Source organism: Oceanisphaera arctica (assembly GCF_002936955.1).
Taxonomy (GTDB): domain Bacteria; phylum Pseudomonadota; class Gammaproteobacteria; order Enterobacterales; family Aeromonadaceae; genus Oceanimonas; species Oceanimonas arctica.
In genome coordinates this window covers 57,543-75,468 of record NZ_MPZM01000013.1, presented here as the reverse complement: position 1 = coordinate 75,468, position 17,926 = coordinate 57,543, and the positions used below count along the sequence as shown (strand labels likewise).

Sequence of the window (17,926 nt, the reverse complement as noted above, 5' to 3'; positions counted from 1 at the left end):
TTTCAGTCTCTGGCCTTTTGTGTGATCCCCACGCACAATAAACAAAATCCAAACGAGACTGACTTTGTGGAGCATTTCGACCATATCTTTCAGCGTGCCTGCGCCCGTCACGGCGGAGAAGCGGCGTTGAGGCAGCGTATTGCCACGCCCTTGTGTACCCCCGCCGAACTGGCGGCGATTTCCGATGATCGCTGGCTGTCTTCCTTCACCATGAGTCTGTTTCAGTCCGGTTTCGTCTGGCAGGTGATCCGTAATAAATGGCCGGAATTCGAGCGGGCTTTCTTCGGCTTTGCACCGGAGAAAATGCTGTTGCTGGACGAGCAGCATCTGGAGCGGCTTAACAACGATGCGGGCATAGTGCGCCACGCCAGAAAAATTGCGGCGGTGCCGGTCAATGCCCGTATGGTGCTGGAACTGGGCCGGGAACATGGCGGTTTCGGCGCCTTCGTGGCTCAGTGGCCGCAAGACGATATCATCGGGCTCTGGCAGCAGATCAAGGGGCAGGGCCAGTTGCTGGGCGGAAATATCGCCGCCTACGGCTTACGTCGGCTGGGAGTGGATACCTTCGTCTTTACCGGTGATGTCAGCGCCTATCTACGCCATCATCAGGTGATCAGCGCCGGCCTCGGCAGCAAAAAAGGAATGGCCGAGGCTCAGGCGGCCTTTAACGAGTGGCGACGGCAAAGCGGGCTCAGCTTCAGCCAAATCAGCAAGACCGTCGCCTGCTCTATCGGTTAATGCTCCAGATAGGGGGTGAGAAATTTGTGCACCTGGCGGGCGATAAGCGGCTGGGCGCTAGCGGTGGGATGAATGCCGTCGTCCATCATCATGCCGTTTTCACCGATGAGTGGAGACACAAAAAACGGCAACAGGGGAAGCCGATGCGCTTCGGCCAGGTTGCTGAAGATGGGCTCAAACTGCTGCAGGTAACGGCGACCGTAATTGGGCGGCAGCCGGATATCGGTCAGCACCACCCTGGCACCGGCCTTGTCCGCCAGTTGGATCAACGCCTTCAGGTTACGCTCGATAAGCGGCGGCGGCAGGCCGCGCAGGCCGTCGTTACCGCCCAGCTCCAGCACCACCAGGCAGGGTTGATGGCGTTCGAGCAGGGGCGGCAGCCGTTGCAGCCCGCCCTGAGTGGTATCACCGCTGACGCTGGCGTTCACCACCTCTACCTTTCGGCCTTCCTCTCGCCATTGTTCCGCCAGCAGCCGTGGCCAGGCCTGCTCTGCGCTCATACGGTAACCGGCACTGAGACTGTCGCCGAGAATAAGGACGGTGTTAGCATGGGTAACGGATGACACCAACAACAGTATCAGCAGAAGGATACGAGGCATGACAACTTCTCCGATTATCAAGGTGGCCGGGCTGACCCACAGGGTACTTTTGGGCGAGGAATCACTCACCATCCTTGAGGGGATAGGGCTGGAAGTCAAGTCCGGCCAGAGCGTGGCGCTGGTAGGGGCCTCCGGCTCCGGCAAGTCGACCCTGCTCGGGCTGCTGGCCGGACTGGACAGGGCCACCGAAGGCGACATCGAAATCAGCGGCCTGTCGTTGTCGGCTCTGGACGAAGAACAAAGAGCCCGGCTGCGCGGCCACCATATCGGCTTCGTGTTTCAGTCTTTCCTGCTGCTGCCCACCCTCACCGCACTGGAAAATGTCATGCTGCCCGCCGAGTTACAGGGCCGCAGCGACGGCGAACAACGGGCCCGAGAGCTGCTGGAACAGGTGGGGTTGAAAGCACGGCTGCGGCATTTTCCCAGCCAGCTGTCCGGTGGCGAGCAGCAACGGGTGGCCATCGCACGGGCCTTCATGACTCAGCCGGATATCCTGCTGGCGGACGAACCCACCGGCAACCTGGATCATCATACCGGGGCGCAGATCATCGAGCTGCTGTTCGAGCTGAATCGTAAACACGGCACCACACTGCTGATGGTGACTCACGACGAAGCCCTGGCGAGCCGCTGCGAGCGACGCCTGCTGATGACCGCCGGTCGTCTGGAGGAACAGCATGCGTAGCTTAGGCGTGGGGTTGATCTGGCGAGAGGCCGGCCGCGGACCCTTGCGGCTGTTCATGCTGGCGCTGGCACTGAGCGTGGCCAGCATGCTCAGCGTGACCCTGGTGGCGGATCGACTGGATCAGGCGCTCAAGGTCTCGGGACGGGACTATATTGCCGCCGACCGCATCCTGTCCGGCAGCCGCGCCGCCGACCCCGCCTGGCTGGTCGAGGCCGAACACAGGGGGCTGGCGGTGTCCCGCACCCAGGCGTTTCAGAGCGTGCTCTTCGCCGGTGACGAGCTGCAATTGGCCAGCGTGCGGGCGGTGGACGATGCCTTTCCCTTCTATGGCGACTTGCAGCTGGCGCCGGCAGGCAGGGTAAAGCCGGGCACCATCTGGCTGTCGGCGCGACTTCTGGCGCTGTTGCAGCTGGTGCCGGGTGAGCGGCTGGAGCTGGGCAATACCGAGCTGGAGGTGGCCGGCGAGCTGGTCAGGGAGCCGGATGAAGGCTTTTCGCCCATGCAACTGGCGCCGAGGGCCATGATCCATCTGGACGACCTGGCCGCCACCGGCGTCCTGATGGAAGGCAGCCGGGTGCGCTATCGCTACCTGTTCAAGGGGGCTGAGACACAGCTGCAGGACTATGCCGACTGGCTGCAGCCGCAGCTACAGGCGGGTCAGCAGTGGCGTGGCCCTGATGATGCGGATACCCCGGTCGCCCGCTCCCTCACCCGGGCCGAGCAATTCTTCCGGCTAGCCTCGCTCACCGGGGTGCTACTCGGCATTCTGGCCATGGCCATTGCTCTGGGCTATTTCTCCCGGCGGGAGCAGGACCGGATTGCCCTGCTGAAAACCCTGGGAGCGGGGCGTCGCCAGCTGGTTGGCTGGCTGAGCCGCCTGTTGCTGACCTTGCTGCTGATGGGCGCCGTGCTGGGCGCCATCGTCGGCTATGGCCTGCACAAGCTTATTCTGCTGAGCCTGGGCGAGGCGCTGGCGATGCCGTTACCGTTGCCCTCTATGACCCCCTTTGCGGTGGCGGCGGGTCTGGCTCTGCTCACGACTCTGATGTTGTCGGTGGTGCCCATGGCGCGCCTGCTCGGGGTGCCGCCGCTGCGCGTATTACGCTCCGAGGCCGAGGCCCGGCTCTCCCCCTGGTGGAGTGCCGGTATTCTGTTGACGGGGACCTTTGTGCTGAGCTGGTTGTTTGCCGGTCAGCTGGGGCTGGCCGTCGGCCTCCTGCTGGGGCTGGTTGCTCTGGTGAGCCTGCTGGGTGGCCTGTGCTGGTTGATGCTGGCGGTGGCGCGCCGCAGCAGGGGCAGCATCGCCTTTCGGCTGGCGATCGGGCGCCTGCAGCGCGCCCGTATGACTACTCTGGTGCAGTTTGGCGGGGTGGCGCTGGCGCTGTTTCTCGGCACCTTACTGTGGGTGGTGCGTGGCGAACTGACGGACGGCTTTTTGGCCCGATTGCCGCCGGATACCCCCAATCGCTTTCTGATCAACATCGCCCCCCACGAGCTGGACCCCTTGCGCAAGAGTCTGGAACAGGCCGGGCTCGACAGTTCGCAGTTTTATCCCATAGTGCGTGGTCGGCTGAGCGCCATCAACGACAAGCAGACGGTGGCGGATGTGGACAGTAATCGCGACAGAGGAATGGGCCGGGAGCTGAACCTGACCTACAGCGAGCAGCTGCCCCAGGGTAACCGTATCCTGCAGGGCGACTGGTCGGCGACGCCCGATAGCGTGTCCGTCGAGTCGGGCCTGGCCGAGCGATTAGGGATCGGCCTTGGCGATCGGCTGACGCTGGATCTTGCCGGTCAGTCGGTGTCGGCCGAGGTGCGTAGCCTGCGCGAGGTAGACTGGGACAGCATGAAGCCCAACTTTTATCTGATCTTCAGCCCCGATGTGCTGGCGGATTATCCGGCCAGCTGGCTGGCCAGTTTCTATCTGCCGGTGGAGCAGAAGGCGTTTGAAGTTGCCCTGATCCGGGCCTTTCCTACGGTCACCCTGCTGGATGTGGAGGCATTGCTGGCGCAGTTGCGGCAAGTGCTGGCCCAGGTTAGTCAGGCGCTTCTGGTGATCATGGCGCTGGTGACCGGTGCCAGCCTGCTGGTGCTGCTGGCCCAGATGGAAACTACTCTGGAGAGCCGCCGGCGCGAGCTGGTGCTGTTGCGCACCCTGGGCGCGAGCGAGCGGCTGATAGTGGCGTCACTGCGCTGGGAATGGCTGGCGGCCGGCCTGGTGTCGGGGTTGGCGGCAGCGCTGGCAGTGGAGTTGTGTGTGGCGGTGCTGTTGCCCTGGTGGCTGGGTCTGCCGTGGCAGCCCCATCCGCAGATCTGGATAGGATTGCCGCTGCTCGGCGCCGTGCTGCTGTTGCTCACCGGTCGTGCCGGTGGCATCACCCGAGGCGCTCTGATGGGACGACTGCGTCAGTGGGGATAAACCGGCGTTAGCGACTCTGAGGCGCGCACAGGGTCTCTTTCAGCGCCTTGTCGAGGGTGGGATAACGAAAGTGGAAGCCGGCCTGTTGCAACCGTACCGGCATCACCCGCTGGCCGGTTAACAACAGACTGGCCATTTCTCCGAGCAGCAGTTTCATCGCCCAGGCGGGGACGCGGGCAAAGTGCGGCTTGCCCAGCACCCGGGCCAGGGTGCGGCTGAATTGCTCGTTGGTGACCGGCTCGGGAGCGGCGGCGTTGAAAGGGCCGCTGCATTCTTCATGTTCCAGCAGAAACAGGATCAGATTCACCACATCCTCGATGTGGATCCAGGACATATACTGCTTGCCTGTGCCGATAGGCCCCCCGAGGCCCAGACGATAGCCGGGCAGCATTTTCTTCAGGGCACCGCCTTCGGCGCCCAGCACCACGGCCAGTCGAATTCGACACACCCGGGTGTGCTCGCTTTCGGCCGCCTGGGCCAGCCGCTCCCACTGGGCGCAGACATGATGGCTGAACTCGGCATTCGGATTGGAGTCTTCATCTACCAGGGCGTCGCCCTGACGACCATAAAAGCCGACCGCCGAGCCGCTGATCAGCACCCGGGGAGGATTGACGCCAGCCTTGAGTTTATCGACCAGCTGTTGAGTGATGTTCCAGCGGCTCTGGCAAATCCTCTCTTTCTGGGCCTGGGTCCAGCGTTTGTCGGCGATGGGCTCACCGGCGAGGTTAATCACCGCATCAAACTGATCGAGGTTATCGAGCTGGTCGAGAGAAGACAGGGCCTTGATGTCGTGACCCAGGCGCTGGTAGACCTTGTTGGGCGTCCGGCTCAATACGGTAATCTGATGATGAGACCGCAGGTGGCCCATCAGGCGTTGGCCGATAAAGCCGGTACCACCGGTAAGCAGTATATTCATGCACCCTCCCTCTATTAGCCAGATTGATATCGGTTAGCCAGGAGATGTCAGCCAGATCCGATGCGGTATTGATCGATAATACACCATCAGAATAACAGAGACTTACGGATATACGGCACCAGGGGTGGGGGTAGAGCGGGGAAAAAAGGCAGAAAAAAAGCCGGGGTTATCCACATAAACTGTGAGTAAGTCTGTAGATTACCCCGGACAGTATCGCTAGTTTGTTGATATTACATCAAAAAAACAGATCGAACAGGGATCCGGCAGGATCAGGACAGCGCGGCGATAGCTGCGTCGTAGGCCGGCTCGTCAGTCAGCTCGGCAACGCGCTCGCCGTAAACTACCTTGCCTTGCTCATCGATGCAGACAACGGCACGGGCAGACAGACCACGCAGGGCGCCATCGCTCAGGGCCACGCCGTAGGCATTCAGGAATTCGGCATGACGGAAGGCGGAAGCAGCCTGTACATTTTCGATGCCTTCGGCGGCGCAGAAACGGCCGAACGCGAAGGGCAGATCCATGGATACACACAGTACTTTGGTGTTGCCCAGGGCGGCGGCTTTTTCGTTGAAGGTGCGAACACTGGTCGCACAAACGCCGGTATCAACGCTGGGGAAGATGTTGAGCAGCAGTTTCTGGCCCTTGAAGTCGCCCAGACGGATATCGTTGAGATCGGCACCGGTCAGGGTGAAATCGGGTGCGGCCTGGCCGGCCTGGGGGAACTGACCGGAAACGGCGACGGAATTACCCTGAAAAGTCACTGCAGACATGTTTTATCTCCTTGTGTGAAAGGAGTTAAGTTACCAGTTTTCACCATAAGGAAAAGGTTTTTATTTTTGCACGCCGGGGGTTGTTGCCTTTAGCGTGGTCAAAAAACGCCGCCCCGAGTGCCGTGAATACACGACGATGAAGCGGCGACTGGATAGCAAAAGCGCTAGACCTTCGCCTTGTCCGCCAGTTGGGAGGACTGAATGGCGGTGAGAGCTATGGTATAGACGATGTCGTCGACCAGGGCGCCGCGCGACAGGTCGTTCACCGGCTTGCGCATGCCCTGCAGCATGGGGCCGATGGACACCAGCTGGGCCGAGCGCTGCACCGCCTTGTAGGTGGTGTTGCCGGTGTTCAGATCCGGGAAGATGAACACGGTTGCTTTGCCCGCCACCGGCGAATTGGGCGCCTTGGACTTGGCCACGTTTTCCATGATGGCGGCGTCGTATTGCAGCGGGCCGTCGATCACCAGATCCGGGCGTTTCTTCTGGGCGAGGCGGGTGGCTTCGCGCACCTTGTCCACATCGGCGCCGGTACCGGAAGTGCCGGTGGAGTAGGAGATCATCGCCACCCTTGGCTCTATGCCGAAGGCCAGTGCCGATTCGGCCGACTGAATGGCGATTTCCGCCAGTTGCTCGGCGGTGGGGTCCGGGTTGATGGCGCAATCCCCATATACCAGCACCTGATCCGGCAGCAGCATGAAGAATACCGACGACACCAGCGACGAGCCGGGCGCGGTCTTGATGATCTGCAGCGGCGGGCGAATGGTGTTGGCGGTGGTGTTGATGGCGCCGGACACCAGGCCATCCACCTCGTCCCGCTCCAGCATCATGGTACCCAGTACCACGTTGTCCTCCAGCTGCTCCCGGGCCACCACCTCTGTAATGCCCTTGGACTTGCGCAGCTCCACCAGCCGCTCCACATAGTGCTCCCGAACCTGAGCCGGATCTATGATGTCCACCCGCTCATCCAGCACCACGCCCTGCTGGGCGGCCACCCGCAGTATCTCTTCCCGATTGCCGAGCAAGACCGGCCGGGCAATGCCGCGCTCGGCACAGATGGCGGCGGCCTTGATGGTGCGCGGCTCTTCTCCTTCCGGCAGCACGATGCGTTTGGCGGCACGCCGGGCAAGTTCGGTCAGCTGGTAGCGAAACGCCGGCGGGCTTAGGCGACGACTACGGGTCGACTTGGCACTGAGGGACTCAATCCAGTGCTTGTCGATATGGCTGGCCATGTAATCCTGTACCAGCTCGATGCGGCCCAGATCGTCCACCGGGATTTCCAGATTGAAATGCTGCAGGCTAACGGCGGTCTGCCAGGTATTGGTATTGACCATCAGGATCGGCAGACCGGTTGCGATGGCGCGCTGACACAAGTCCATGATTTGGGGCTCGGGATGATAGCCGCCGTTGAGCAGCAGGGCGCCGATCTTTACCCCGTTCATCGCCGCCAGGCAGACCGATACGATCACGTCCGAGCGATCGCCCGAGGCCACCAGCAAGCTGCCCGGCTTGAAGTGCTGAACCATGTTGTGCAGGGCACGGGCGCAGAAGGTCACACTCTGCAGGCGTCGGCTGTGGAGCTTGCCTTCGTTGAGGATGGTGGCATTCAGATGGCGCGCCAGATCCACCGCCCGCGGGGACACCAGTTGGGCATTCCAGGGGATGCAGCCGAGAATGCGCAGCGGGGTCTTGCCGAATACCTGCAACACCTCCAGATTGGGGATGTAATGCGTATTGCTGCTGCTGGGGGTGAGCATCTCGGTAAGATCGGGGCGGGTATTACCCTGCTCATCCATGGGGGCGCCGACCTTGTTGATGATGCAGCCGACGATGCGTTTGTTGAGCATGCCGCCGAAGCTGGAGCAGGCCAGTTCGATGCGCTCTTTCAGCTGCTGGCTGGTGTCGTTGCCCGGCTGGGTGATAAACACCATGTCCGCATCCAGCGCCTTGGCCACATCGTAATTGATGCGGTTGGCAAAGGGCTGTTTGTCGGTCGGGATCAGACCTTCCACCACCACCACTTCGGCGCCGCTGTCCAATACGTGCTTTTCAACCCGGGCGACGATCTCTTCCAGCAGCACGTCCAGATTGCCTCTGGAGATCATACTTTCGGCATAGCTCAGGGCGAAGGGCTCCGGCGGCGCGATATTGGAGCCGTTGGCGATCACCGCCGTGGAATGATCCTGAATCTTGCTCCGCTGACGCGGCTGGGACACCGGCTTGAAAAAAGTGACGTTAACCCCGTTGCGCTCCATGGCGCGGACCATGCCGAGGCTGACCGAGGTTGCCCCGACACCGCCGCTGACGGGTATGAGCATGATGGTTCTGGCCATTCTGGTTCCCTTACTGTTGAGCGGAAAGGTGTTGTTCGGACGACAGTGCCAGCGCATCCTGGGCGATGACCCATTCCTCGTTGGTCGGAATCACCCAGGCGGGCGTGCTGTCTGCGGTGGTGATGCGGCCGGCCTTGCCGAAGCGGGCGGCGAGGTTGGCCTCCGGGTCGAGCTTCACGCCCAGCAGGCTCAGTTTTGACAGCGTCAGCTCCCGCACCAGGCCGGAGTTTTCGCCGATGCCGCCGGTAAACACGATGGCATCCAGGCGGCCGTCCAGCGCACAGCCATAGCCGGCAATATACTTGGCCAGGCGGTAACAGAAAATATCCAGCGCCCGTTTGGCCTCGGGTAGCTGATCATAGTTTTCTTCGGCGAAGCGGCAGTCGCTGCTGTGCTCGGTCAGGCCCAGCAGGCCGGACTCCTTGGTCAGCATGGTATTGATGCGATCGGTGCTGTAGCCCAGGGTGTCGTGCAGATGAAAGATGATGGCCGGGTCTATATCACCGCTGCGCGTCCCCATCACCAACCCTTCGAGCGGGGTCAGGCCCATGGAGGTATCGACCGACTCGCCGTTCTTGATGGCGCAGACCGAGGCGCCGTTGCCCAGATGACAGCTGATGATATTGAGCTCGGCGAGCGGTTTGTTCAGCCGTTCGGCGGCCTGTTGGGCAATGAAATAATGACTGGTGCCGTGCATGCCATAGCGACGAATGCCGTGCTCCCGGTACAAATGATAGGGAATGGCATAGAGGTAAGCCGGCTCGGGCATGGACTGATGAAAGGCGGTGTCGAACACAGCCACCTGGGGCAGCTCGGGAAAGGATCGGCGTGCCGAGGCGATGCCGACCAGGTGAGCAGGGTTGTGCAGCGGGGCCAGACTGGCACAGTCTTCGATGCCCTGGATCACCGACTCGTCAATCAATACCGACTGGGTGAACTGCTCGCCGCCGTGTACCACCCGATGGCCCACGGCGCACAGGTTGGCCATCAGCACCGGATTTTGCATCAGCAGCTTGTCGACGATAAAGTCCAGCGCCTGCTGATGGGCGGCACCGGCGCCAAGCGAGGCGCTGCCCTTGTGGCCGTCGAGTGTCCACTTGATGCGGGTATCGGGCAGGTAGAAACATTCGGCGATACCGGACAGTCTTTCATTGCCGCTTTCGGCATCCAGGATGGCAAACTTGAGCGACGAGCTGCCGCAGTTAAGCACAAGAACCAGCTTGCTAGTCATCAAAAAACCTTGTCGTCAGAGTGATGGAAATATTGCCGCCCGAAAATGTTCTTCAGGCAATCCATGCCGGTTAAACTCGAATCTTAACGCCTGGAACGCCATCCCCAATCGACGCCGCACCATTGCCATCCCTGACTTACCCGGCCTTTCCGGATAAAATGAGGGCGGGATAATACCGTTCTTCTGTCGTAAAATAACAGAATGCGAGCTCGGTTTTTTGACTTGGGTCGATTAATGGCCACTTACCTGCAAAGTGGCGTTCAGCCCCGGAGGTATCATGAGCACTTTCACCACCACCCTGCACAGAGGCAGCGACTACCTCGGCGTCTGGCCGAAAGAACGGCAGTTGGCGGCGCTGTTTCCGGAACATAGAGTGATGTCGGCGACCCGTCTGGGGATAAGAGCCATGCCGGCGCTGATAACCCTGAGCCTTCTGGTGCAGTTTCAGATGGGCGATCCCCAATACTGGCCTGGCGTGGTCGCCTCTGTGCTGTTTCTAGCCAGCCTGCCGGTGCAGGGATTGTACTGGCTGGGCAAGCGAGCCGATACCCGGCTGCCGCCGACCCTGGTGAACTGGTATCGACAGCTGTACGCAAAAATTGCCGCCACCGGCGTGCCCATCAAGGAACCGATAGCCAAGCCCCGTTATTTCGAGCTGGGGGAGGCCCTCAGTCTGGCCTTCAAGCAGCTGGACAAGTCCTTCATTCGGGATCTTTAAGTTCATAGGTGGGTGACACCAGCCTGCTTGCAAAAAACGCCGATATTGGCGAGTCTGAGCCATCTCTCCGTAACCCTTGGCGAAACTGATGAATTTCTTGTCCCAGGCCATTTTGGCCCAACCCGAGCCGGACTGGCCGCAACTGCAGGCGTTACCCATTGCAGAAAGTGATGAGCCGCTGGTGCCGCTGGGATTGGTGGCCTCGCCGTTGCGTGCTTATCCGGCCTATTTCCATCTTGGGGTACCCGGGGCGCTGAGCGACTGTTACGTGCGTCGCTCGGTATCGGCACAATTGCACAAGGCGGCCCGCCTGTTGCCGGCCGGCATCGAGCTGGTGGTGCTGGATGGCTGGCGCCCACTTATGGTGCAGCAATATCTGTTCAATACCCTGTCTGCGGCCATGCGTGAGCATTATGGCGATGACAGCGAGGCCGAACTGCTGACACGAATCCGCCATTTTGTGGCGCCGCCCAGCAGTGAGCCCGAGGCTCCCAGCCCGCACCTGACCGGTGGCTCCGTCGATGTGACCCTGTGCGACGGTGAAGGCAACTGGCTCGACATGGGCACCGAGTTTGACGATATCAGCCCCTGGTCTTACAGCGCCGCCTTCGAGGCTATCGGCAAGCCGTCTCCCAGAGAGGCCTATGTCATCGAAAACCGTCGTCTGCTGCACAGCGTGATGAAGCACGCCGGCTTTACCAATCTGGCCAGTGAGTGGTGGCATTTCGACTACGGCAATCAGTCCTGGGCCTGGCACAGTCAGGCTGCAGAGGCGCAGTTTGGTGCTGTTTCTCTGGTGCCGCTGGGGCAGCGCTGGCTGCGTCAGGTCGCGAACTTCGTGCAATAAGCACGTCGGCCGGGCACTTCATGGTTTCGTATAGTCTTTTTTTTTCATTTTCTATGGCCGTTTACGGCCATTATCGGCTGCTCACCTCGCGATTTATCTTGTTATTTTCGATTACAAACTCCGAACATTCTGCATGTTTTGATGTGATGTAAGTCACGATTTATGACATTTTATCTGTGCCCAATTCTGGGGTTTTTTGTGTATTTTTAAATTAAAATGCGTTTCTGGCGCTGGGTCTTGCCGCATGGATTTCTGATTTAATTCTTTTTTTAACAGTTGCTTATGACTTTACGGTCGCGTTTAGATTAATGGGGGATAGTGGTTTGGATGATTTGTTATTCAAATGTTGCTAATTATTCGGTCCATAGATTAGAAATTCTAATAGGTTTGTCCTACTTGTACTGATGGAGATTGCAGAGTATTTTTCTCCACACTTAACGATTGAACATCGCTTAATCGTTAACCAATGCCTCTTTGAGGGAATGTTCTGCTATTGCAGTACGGTTTAATCAGAACAAAGGATGTTATATGAGTGACCTGGTTAATGGCATAAACAGTTATATATGGAGTTTACCCCTGATTTATCTGTGTCTGGGGGTAGGCTTGTACTTCTCGCTGCGCACCCGCTTTCTGCAGATCCGTCATATCAAGGAAATGGTTCGCCTGATGTTCAAGGGCGAAGCTTCGCCCGCGGGTATCACTTCTTTCCAGGCCCTGACGCTGTCGCTGTCTGGTCGTGTGGGTACAGGTAACATCGCCGGTGTGGCCACCGCCATCACCTTCGGTGGTCCTGGTGCCGTGTTCTGGATGTGGATGGTGGCCTTTCTGGGTGCCGGTACCGCCTTCGTGGAATCTACCCTGGCGCAGATCTACAAGGAAAAAGACGACAACGGCCTCTATCGCGGTGGCCCTGCCTACTACATCGAAAAAGGCCTGGGCATGAAGTGGTATGCCTGGACCTTCGCCTTCGCCACTATTATCGGCTGTGGTCTGCTGCTGCCGGGGGTTCAGGCCAACAGCATCGCCTCCGGTATCGAGAATGCCTTCGGCATTTCCACCTCTGTGTCTGCCGCCGTGGTAGTGGTGCTGCTGGGGCTGATCATCTTCGGTGGCGTCAAGCGTATTGCCCACTTTACCCAGATAGTGGTGCCCTTCATGGCGCTGGGCTACATACTGGTGGCCTTCGTTGTTATCGCGATGCACATCGAAATGCTGCCCGACGTAGTCGGCCTCATCGTCGGCAGCGCCTTCGGCATGAAAGCCGGTTTTGGCGCCATTCTGGGTCTGGCTATCGAGTGGGGTGTAAAGCGTGGCATCTACTCCAACGAAGCCGGTCAGGGTACGGGTCCGCACCCGGCGGCGGCAGCCGAAGTTTCTCACCCGGCCAAACAGGGTCTGGTGCAGGGCTTCTCGGTTTATGTAGACACCCTGTTTGTCTGCACGGCCACTGCCTTCATGATCATCATTACCGGCGCCTATAACGTCATGGGCAAGGCGGGCGAGGTCATCGTCGAGCAGTTGCCAGGCGTGTCGGCTGGCCCGGGTTATACCCAGGCGGCGGTAGAGTCGGTCATGCCCGGCTTCGGTGGTACCTTCGTGGCGGTGGCGCTGTTCTTCTTCGCCTTCACCACCATTCTGGCCTACTACTATATTGCCGAAACCAACGTGGCCTACATCAACCGGCATATACATCGTCCCTGGATGATCTTCGTGCTCAAGATAGCCCTGATGGCATCCGTGGTCTATGGTTCGGTGAAAACTGCCGAGCTGGCCTGGGGCCTGGGTGATATCGGCGTGGGCATGATGGCCTGGCTGAACATCGTCGCCATCCTGCTGCTGCAGAAGCCGGCGTTGATCGCCCTGAAAGACTACGAGGCACAGAAGGCTCAGGGTCTGGATCCGACCTTCGATCCGATTAAACTGGGTATCAAGAACGCCGATATCTGGGTCAAGGACAAGAAAGCAAAAACCGATGCTGCCACTGATGCGGTGGTGACCGACGCTCAGGCAGAGCGCGGTTAATTAACCTAAACAGCATGATTGCAAAGGCCGGGCTTATAGCCCGGCCTTTTTCGTTTTCTGGCCCCCGCACCCCGGCTTGACTGGCTCCATTTCGAGATCCCGGTTGCACCTATACTCGGTAATCGATAACGTTTTGATAGCTGCGGGAAAACCTGCCAGTTCACATGTTTGAGGAGAAGAGAAATGGACAGTTCAAATCCGCTGTGGCAAACCGGCTGGTACTGCGATGGCCAATGGCGTAATGGTGCCGGTCAGTATGAGGTTTACAACCCCGCCAGCGGCGAGCTGCTGGCGAAGGTGGCGAAATGTGGCACCGAAGAGACACAAGCCGCCATTGCCGCCGCAGAGCGGGCTTTTGAACGCTGGCGGCACACCACGGCCAAGGAGCGAGGTACGGTATTGCGCCGCTGGTATGAGCTGATGATGAAGCATCAGGACGAGCTGGCCACGCTGATGGTGCTGGAGCAGGGCAAGCCCCTGGCCGAGGCAAAGGGCGAGGTGGCTTACGCCGCCAGCTTTCTCGAGTGGTTTGCCGAAGAGGCCAAGCGCGCCTACGGCGAGACCATTCCCAGCCCCAAGGCCGAAAACCGTCTCTGGGTAATAAAACAGCCGGTGGGGGTGGTGGCGGCCATTACTCCCTGGAACTTCCCCATCGCCATGCTGACCCGCAAGCTGGGCCCGGCCATTGCCGCCGGTTGTACCGCCGTGGTCAAGGCGTCGAGCGAAACCCCACTGTGTGCCAATGCGCTGGCGGTGCTGGCCGAGCGGGCGGGCATGCCACCGGGCGTGCTCAATCTGGTGTCCGGTGATTCCGGGGCTATCGGTGATGCGCTGATGGGCAGTTCAGTGGTACGCAAGCTGTCCTTTACCGGATCGACCAAGATCGGCAAACAGCTGATGAACCAGGCCGCCGGTACAGTGAAGAAGCTGTCGCTGGAGCTGGGTGGCAACGCCCCCTTCATCGTGTTTGATGATGCGGACCTGGACGCCGCCGTGGCCGGGGCCATGGCTTCCAAGTTTCGCAACACCGGCCAGACCTGCGTCTGCGTCAACCGCTTCTTCGTGCAGGACGGCATCTATGACGCCTTCGTGCAGAAGCTGGCCGATGCCGCCAGCGGCATGGAGGTGGCCGAGGGATTGACACCCGGCGCCCAGCAGGGGCCCCTGATCAATCAGGCCGCGCTGAAAAAGGTGGAACAACATGTCAGCGATGCCCTCGCCAAGGGGGGGCGTCTTGTCTGTGGCGGCAAGCCGCACGAGCTGGGCGGCACCTTCTATCAGCCCACCGTGATTGCCGACGCCAGCGAAGCAATGCTGCTGGCCGAGGAAGAAACCTTCGGCCCGGTGGCCGCCTGTTTCCGCTTTCACGACGAGGCCGAGGTTATCAGGCGGGCCAATGACACGCCCTTCGGTCTGGCCGCCTATTTCTATACCCAGGATCTGAACCGGGTATTCCGGGTCTCGGAGGCGCTGGAGTCGGGCATGGTGGGCGTGAACGAAGGCATCATCTCCAACGAGGTTGCGCCCTTCGGCGGGGTCAAGGAGTCCGGGCTGGGCCGCGAAGGATCCCATATCGGGCTGGACGAGTTTCTCGAAACCAAGTACGTCAATCTGGGTAATCTGACCGGCTGACAGTCGGCTTATCGGGCACAAAAAAGGGCGCGGATATCCGCGCCCTTCTTGTTTATATCGCGCCGCCGTTACTGGCTCAGCAGGGCTTCCATCGCCGCTTCGGCCTGCTCGCCACTCAGCTTGTCGAGGGCGGCTTTGGCGGTGGCCTTCGGCTCGGCGCTTGCTGGCGGCGGTATGGCTGCCGTTTTTTTCGCGGTTTCCAGCGCCTTTATCTTGGCCTGAGCCGCTTTCAGCTGCTCCTGAGCAGCCAGCAACTCGCTTTGTGCGGGCAGGCTGTCAGCTTTTGTGGTGGCAGGAGCAATTTTCGTGACCGCCGGTAAGGGGACGGTTGCGGCCTTGGCTGCGGGCGTCAACGAGAGCGCCGGTGCAGTATCATCCAGGCTCAACCAGCCCTGCATGGCCTGGGGCCACACGGCGGCCTTGCCGGTGTGTGGCTCGGTAAATACCTTGGTCTTCTCGCCGTTATTGAGCAGCGCCGCCATCTGGTTGGTCTGAGAGTTCCACACCAGGCTGGCGCGCTCCGACCCTTGCTGCGGATCATAGCGAGAAGCCAGATAAAACAGAGGGCCTTCCTGTTGCAGTTCGCTGGCGGTGCGCAGAAGTTTGACCGTGGTGTCGTAGTTGGGACCGAGCAGGCCGGTCATTCGGGTTTTGATCAGGGGTTGCTCCAACAGATTGCTGTTGTTGGGATCCAGTCCCACCATGGGCTTGAGCAGGGCCCACATCAGCTGGCCCTGGCCCATGGCCAGCAGGGGGGCAACACAACCGCTCAGCAGCAGGCTGAGTGCGGCCACTTTCAACAAGGGGTACAGACGCATCTGAGAATCCATTTTAGATAATAAAAACAATGGTTTGCCTAAATGAGTCCAGACAGGTGTCTGGCTGCAAGATAAGGTGCGCGCACGGTATCACAAATCGGTGAAAAAGCAGCCGGTTACGCGAAAAATAATCCGGCTGTTTGCGGCACTGTTTTGACTGAAACATCAGGACTCGTCTCGGCATAAGCGCCGGTTTAAATGGCGGTTTTGTCATCGAACGGACAGCGAGCCAGGCTCTGAAATGACCCGACTGCAGGCATGATTTCGGCGACATTTTCTGGCACTCTTGCCTTTTTTCATGGGGATAATCGATGAGAGCAGTAGTCAAAGCGGCCCTGTTGATGTTGAGTCTGATGCTGGCGGCCTGCACCGACTCGACACCGCGAGAGATCCATCTGTTGAGTGGGGCCAGCCCCGCCGAGCTGGCGCGCAGCCATCTTGCCGGGGCCGTGCTGGAACAGCAGGGGTTTACCGTGACGATTGAAGAAGCCCGGCTGGGACAAATCTGGCAGCGGCTCTGGGCCGGCAAGGCCGACGCCAGCCTGTCGATATGGCTGCCCGAGGCGTCGGCCCCCTTTGTAGAGCGTTTTTTCGAGCGGCTGCACGATCTGGGGCCTAAAGATGACGGTCTGGCGAGTGAAGCCGAATTCTGGCCGGTTGATGACCGGCCCCACACCCTGGTGCGGCGAAGCCTGGAGCAGGAGGCCCCGAAGGCTTTCGCCATACTGGTGGCGTTGCGCTGGCAACCGGAAGATCTTGAACAGATCATTGCCAACTGGCAGCAAAGCGGTCACTGGCAACAGGCGGCCAGGAGCTGGATGGAAGCCCACCCCATCGACCTTGGTATCGAGCAAAGATAGTGAGCCAAGCTCCTGCTATCTAGAAGAGAACAAGGCAGATGAGGGAGGACAGCCTTTTCCCCGGCCCTTATAATGCGGTCATACTTCGTAACAGGGACAGACCATAATGACGATGCTTGGAACTCCTCTTTCGGCGACGGCGACCCGCGTAATGATGTGCGGTGGCGGCGAGCTGGGTAAAGAAGTGGTCATCGAACTGCAGCGCCTGGGTGTGGAGGTGATAGTAGTGGATCGCTACGCCAACTCACCGGCCATGCAGGTGGCCCATCGCTCTCACGTGATCTCCATGTTGGACGGCGCCGCCCTGAGGGCCGTGATTGAACAGGAACAGCCGCACCTGATCGTGCCCGAGATTGAAGCTATTGCCACCGACACCCTGGCCGAGTTGGAGCAGGAAGGCTTTACCGTGATCCCCACCGCCCGCGCGACACAGCTGACCATGAACCGGGAAGGCATTCGCCGGCTGGCTGGCGAAGAGCTGGGCCTGAAGACCTCGCCCTACCGTTTTGCTGGCAGCCTGGCCGAGTTCAAGGAGACGGTGGCCGAGATTGGTCTGCCCTGTGTGGTGAAGCCGATCATGAGTTCATCCGGCAAGGGTCAGAGTACCTTGCGCAGTGAGGATGAGCTGGACGCCGCCTGGCATTATGCCCAGGAAGGTGGTCGTGCCGGTGGTGGCCGGGTGATCGTCGAAGGCTTCGTCGACTTCGACTATGAAATTACCCTGCTGACCGTACGTCATGTCAATGGCACCAGTTTCTGTGATCCCATCGGTCATCATCAGGAAGACGGTGATTACCGTACATCCTGGCAGCCCCAGGTCATGAGTGCTGCGGCACTGGCCGCCTCGCAACGGGTAGCCGAACAGGTGACCGGTGCCCTTGGCGGTTATGGCGTGTTCGGGGTCGAGCTGTTTATTCGTGGCGATGAAGTGCTGTTCAGTGAAGTGTCGCCACGGCCGCACGACACCGGCCTGGTGACCCTGATTTCGCAGAACCTGTCCGAGTTCGCCCTGCATGCCCGCGCCATTCTGGGCCTGCCAATTCCGCTTATTCGCCAGTACGGCCCTGCCGCCTCGGCGGTTATCCTGCCCGAAGGTCTGTCTTGCCAGACTCGCTTCGGTGGCCTGAACCTTGCCCTGGCCGAGCCGGACACAGAGCTGCGCCTGTTCGGCAAGCCCGAGATTAATGGCCGCCGCCGCATGGGCGTGGCCCTGGCCCTGGCCGACAGCATCGACGCGGCCAAAGCCAAGGCCAGCCACAGCGCCGCTCAGGTCAAGGTCGAGTTCTAAGTCTCATCCTTCAAGGCGCTCACTCCCAGTGGGCGCCTCTGTTCTCTTCAGGT

At 60.1% G+C, this 17,926-nt stretch carries 15 protein-coding genes; 9 read left to right on the top strand and 6 right to left on the bottom strand.

The annotated features are described in order from the left end of the window. The first annotated feature begins 66 nt into the window (after positions 1-66). Positions 67-738, top strand: a complete 672-nt coding sequence (locus UN63_RS08145; RefSeq protein WP_181068209.1) for a DNA-3-methyladenine glycosylase I — start codon at positions 67-69, stop codon at positions 736-738. Here the strand turns inward: UN63_RS08145 and UN63_RS08140 are convergent. Further along, the gene (locus tag UN63_RS08140) at positions 735-1,337 is read right to left on the bottom strand and encodes an arylesterase (RefSeq protein ID WP_104486280.1); all 603 of its coding nucleotides are present in this window, start codon (positions 1,335-1,337) and stop codon (positions 735-737) included. The genes UN63_RS08145 and UN63_RS08140 overlap by 4 nt on opposite strands. On the opposite strand from UN63_RS08140, the gene UN63_RS08135 reads away from it, so the two are divergent. Beyond that, on the top strand, positions 1,336-2,019 hold the full coding sequence (locus tag UN63_RS08135) for an ABC transporter ATP-binding protein (protein ID WP_104486279.1): 684 nt from the start codon (positions 1,336-1,338) through the stop codon (positions 2,017-2,019). The genes UN63_RS08140 and UN63_RS08135 overlap by 2 nt on opposite strands. Next, the gene (locus tag UN63_RS08130) at positions 2,012-4,438 is read left to right on the top strand and encodes an ABC transporter permease (RefSeq protein WP_104486278.1); all 2,427 of its coding nucleotides are present in this window, start codon (positions 2,012-2,014) and stop codon (positions 4,436-4,438) included. Before UN63_RS08135 ends, UN63_RS08130 begins: the two co-directional genes overlap by 8 nt. A 7-nt stretch (positions 4,439-4,445) precedes the next feature. Here the strand turns inward: UN63_RS08130 and UN63_RS08125 are convergent, their stop codons facing one another. The 4 genes from UN63_RS08125 to UN63_RS08110 form a co-directional block, all read right to left on the bottom strand. Further along, entirely contained in the window at positions 4,446-5,354 is a 909-nt protein-coding gene (locus tag UN63_RS08125) for a TIGR01777 family oxidoreductase (RefSeq protein ID WP_104486277.1), read from the bottom strand. Positions 5,355-5,623: 269 nt separating this feature from the next. Then, positions 5,624-6,124, bottom strand: a complete 501-nt coding sequence (tpx, locus tag UN63_RS08120) for a thiol peroxidase (RefSeq protein WP_104486276.1) — start codon at positions 6,122-6,124, stop codon at positions 5,624-5,626. A 164-nt stretch (positions 6,125-6,288) separates the two neighbouring features. Then, positions 6,289-8,457: a phosphate acetyltransferase gene (gene pta, locus UN63_RS08115; RefSeq protein WP_104486275.1), complete on the bottom strand. Its 2,169-nt coding sequence runs from the start codon at positions 8,455-8,457 to the stop codon at positions 6,289-6,291. 10 nt (positions 8,458-8,467) lie between these two features. Continuing rightward, entirely contained in the window at positions 8,468-9,688 is a 1,221-nt protein-coding gene (locus tag UN63_RS08110) for an acetate kinase (RefSeq protein WP_104486274.1), read from the bottom strand. 277 nt (positions 9,689-9,965) lie between these two features. Between UN63_RS08110 and yfbV the strand changes: the two genes are divergently transcribed. From yfbV to UN63_RS08090, 4 genes are all read left to right on the top strand, one after another. Next, the gene (gene yfbV, locus UN63_RS08105; RefSeq protein WP_104486273.1) at positions 9,966-10,406 is read left to right on the top strand and encodes a terminus macrodomain insulation protein YfbV; all 441 of its coding nucleotides are present in this window, start codon (positions 9,966-9,968) and stop codon (positions 10,404-10,406) included. A gap of 88 nt (positions 10,407-10,494) precedes the next feature. Beyond that, positions 10,495-11,253: a M15 family metallopeptidase gene (locus UN63_RS08100; protein ID WP_104486272.1), complete on the top strand. Its 759-nt coding sequence runs from the start codon at positions 10,495-10,497 to the stop codon at positions 11,251-11,253. A gap of 528 nt (positions 11,254-11,781) precedes the next feature. After that, positions 11,782-13,275: an alanine/glycine:cation symporter family protein gene (locus UN63_RS08095; protein ID WP_104486271.1), complete on the top strand. Its 1,494-nt coding sequence runs from the start codon at positions 11,782-11,784 to the stop codon at positions 13,273-13,275. A gap of 183 nt (positions 13,276-13,458) precedes the next feature. Next, a complete protein-coding gene (locus UN63_RS08090) occupies positions 13,459-14,907 on the top strand; it encodes an NAD-dependent succinate-semialdehyde dehydrogenase (RefSeq protein WP_104486270.1) in 1,449 nt (482 codons plus the stop codon). 68 nt (positions 14,908-14,975) lie between these two features. Here UN63_RS08090 and UN63_RS08085 read toward each other — a convergent pair whose 3' ends face one another. After that, positions 14,976-15,725, bottom strand: coding sequence for a hypothetical protein (locus tag UN63_RS08085; protein WP_104486269.1), 750 nt, complete (start codon positions 15,723-15,725; stop codon positions 14,976-14,978). A gap of 311 nt (positions 15,726-16,036) precedes the next feature. Between UN63_RS08085 and UN63_RS08080 the strand changes: the two genes are divergently transcribed. Together UN63_RS08080 and purT are read left to right on the top strand one after the other, a co-directional pair. Further along, positions 16,037-16,585 carry a glycine betaine ABC transporter substrate-binding protein gene (locus tag UN63_RS08080; protein ID WP_104486268.1) on the top strand — a complete coding sequence of 183 codons (549 nt, stop codon included), beginning with the start codon at positions 16,037-16,039 and terminating at the stop codon, positions 16,583-16,585. Between the two features lie 112 nt (positions 16,586-16,697). Beyond that, complete coding sequence (purT, locus tag UN63_RS08075; protein WP_373294577.1) at positions 16,698-17,873, top strand: formate-dependent phosphoribosylglycinamide formyltransferase; 1,176 nt, start codon at positions 16,698-16,700, stop codon at positions 17,871-17,873. Positions 17,874-17,926 lie beyond the last annotated feature (53 nt).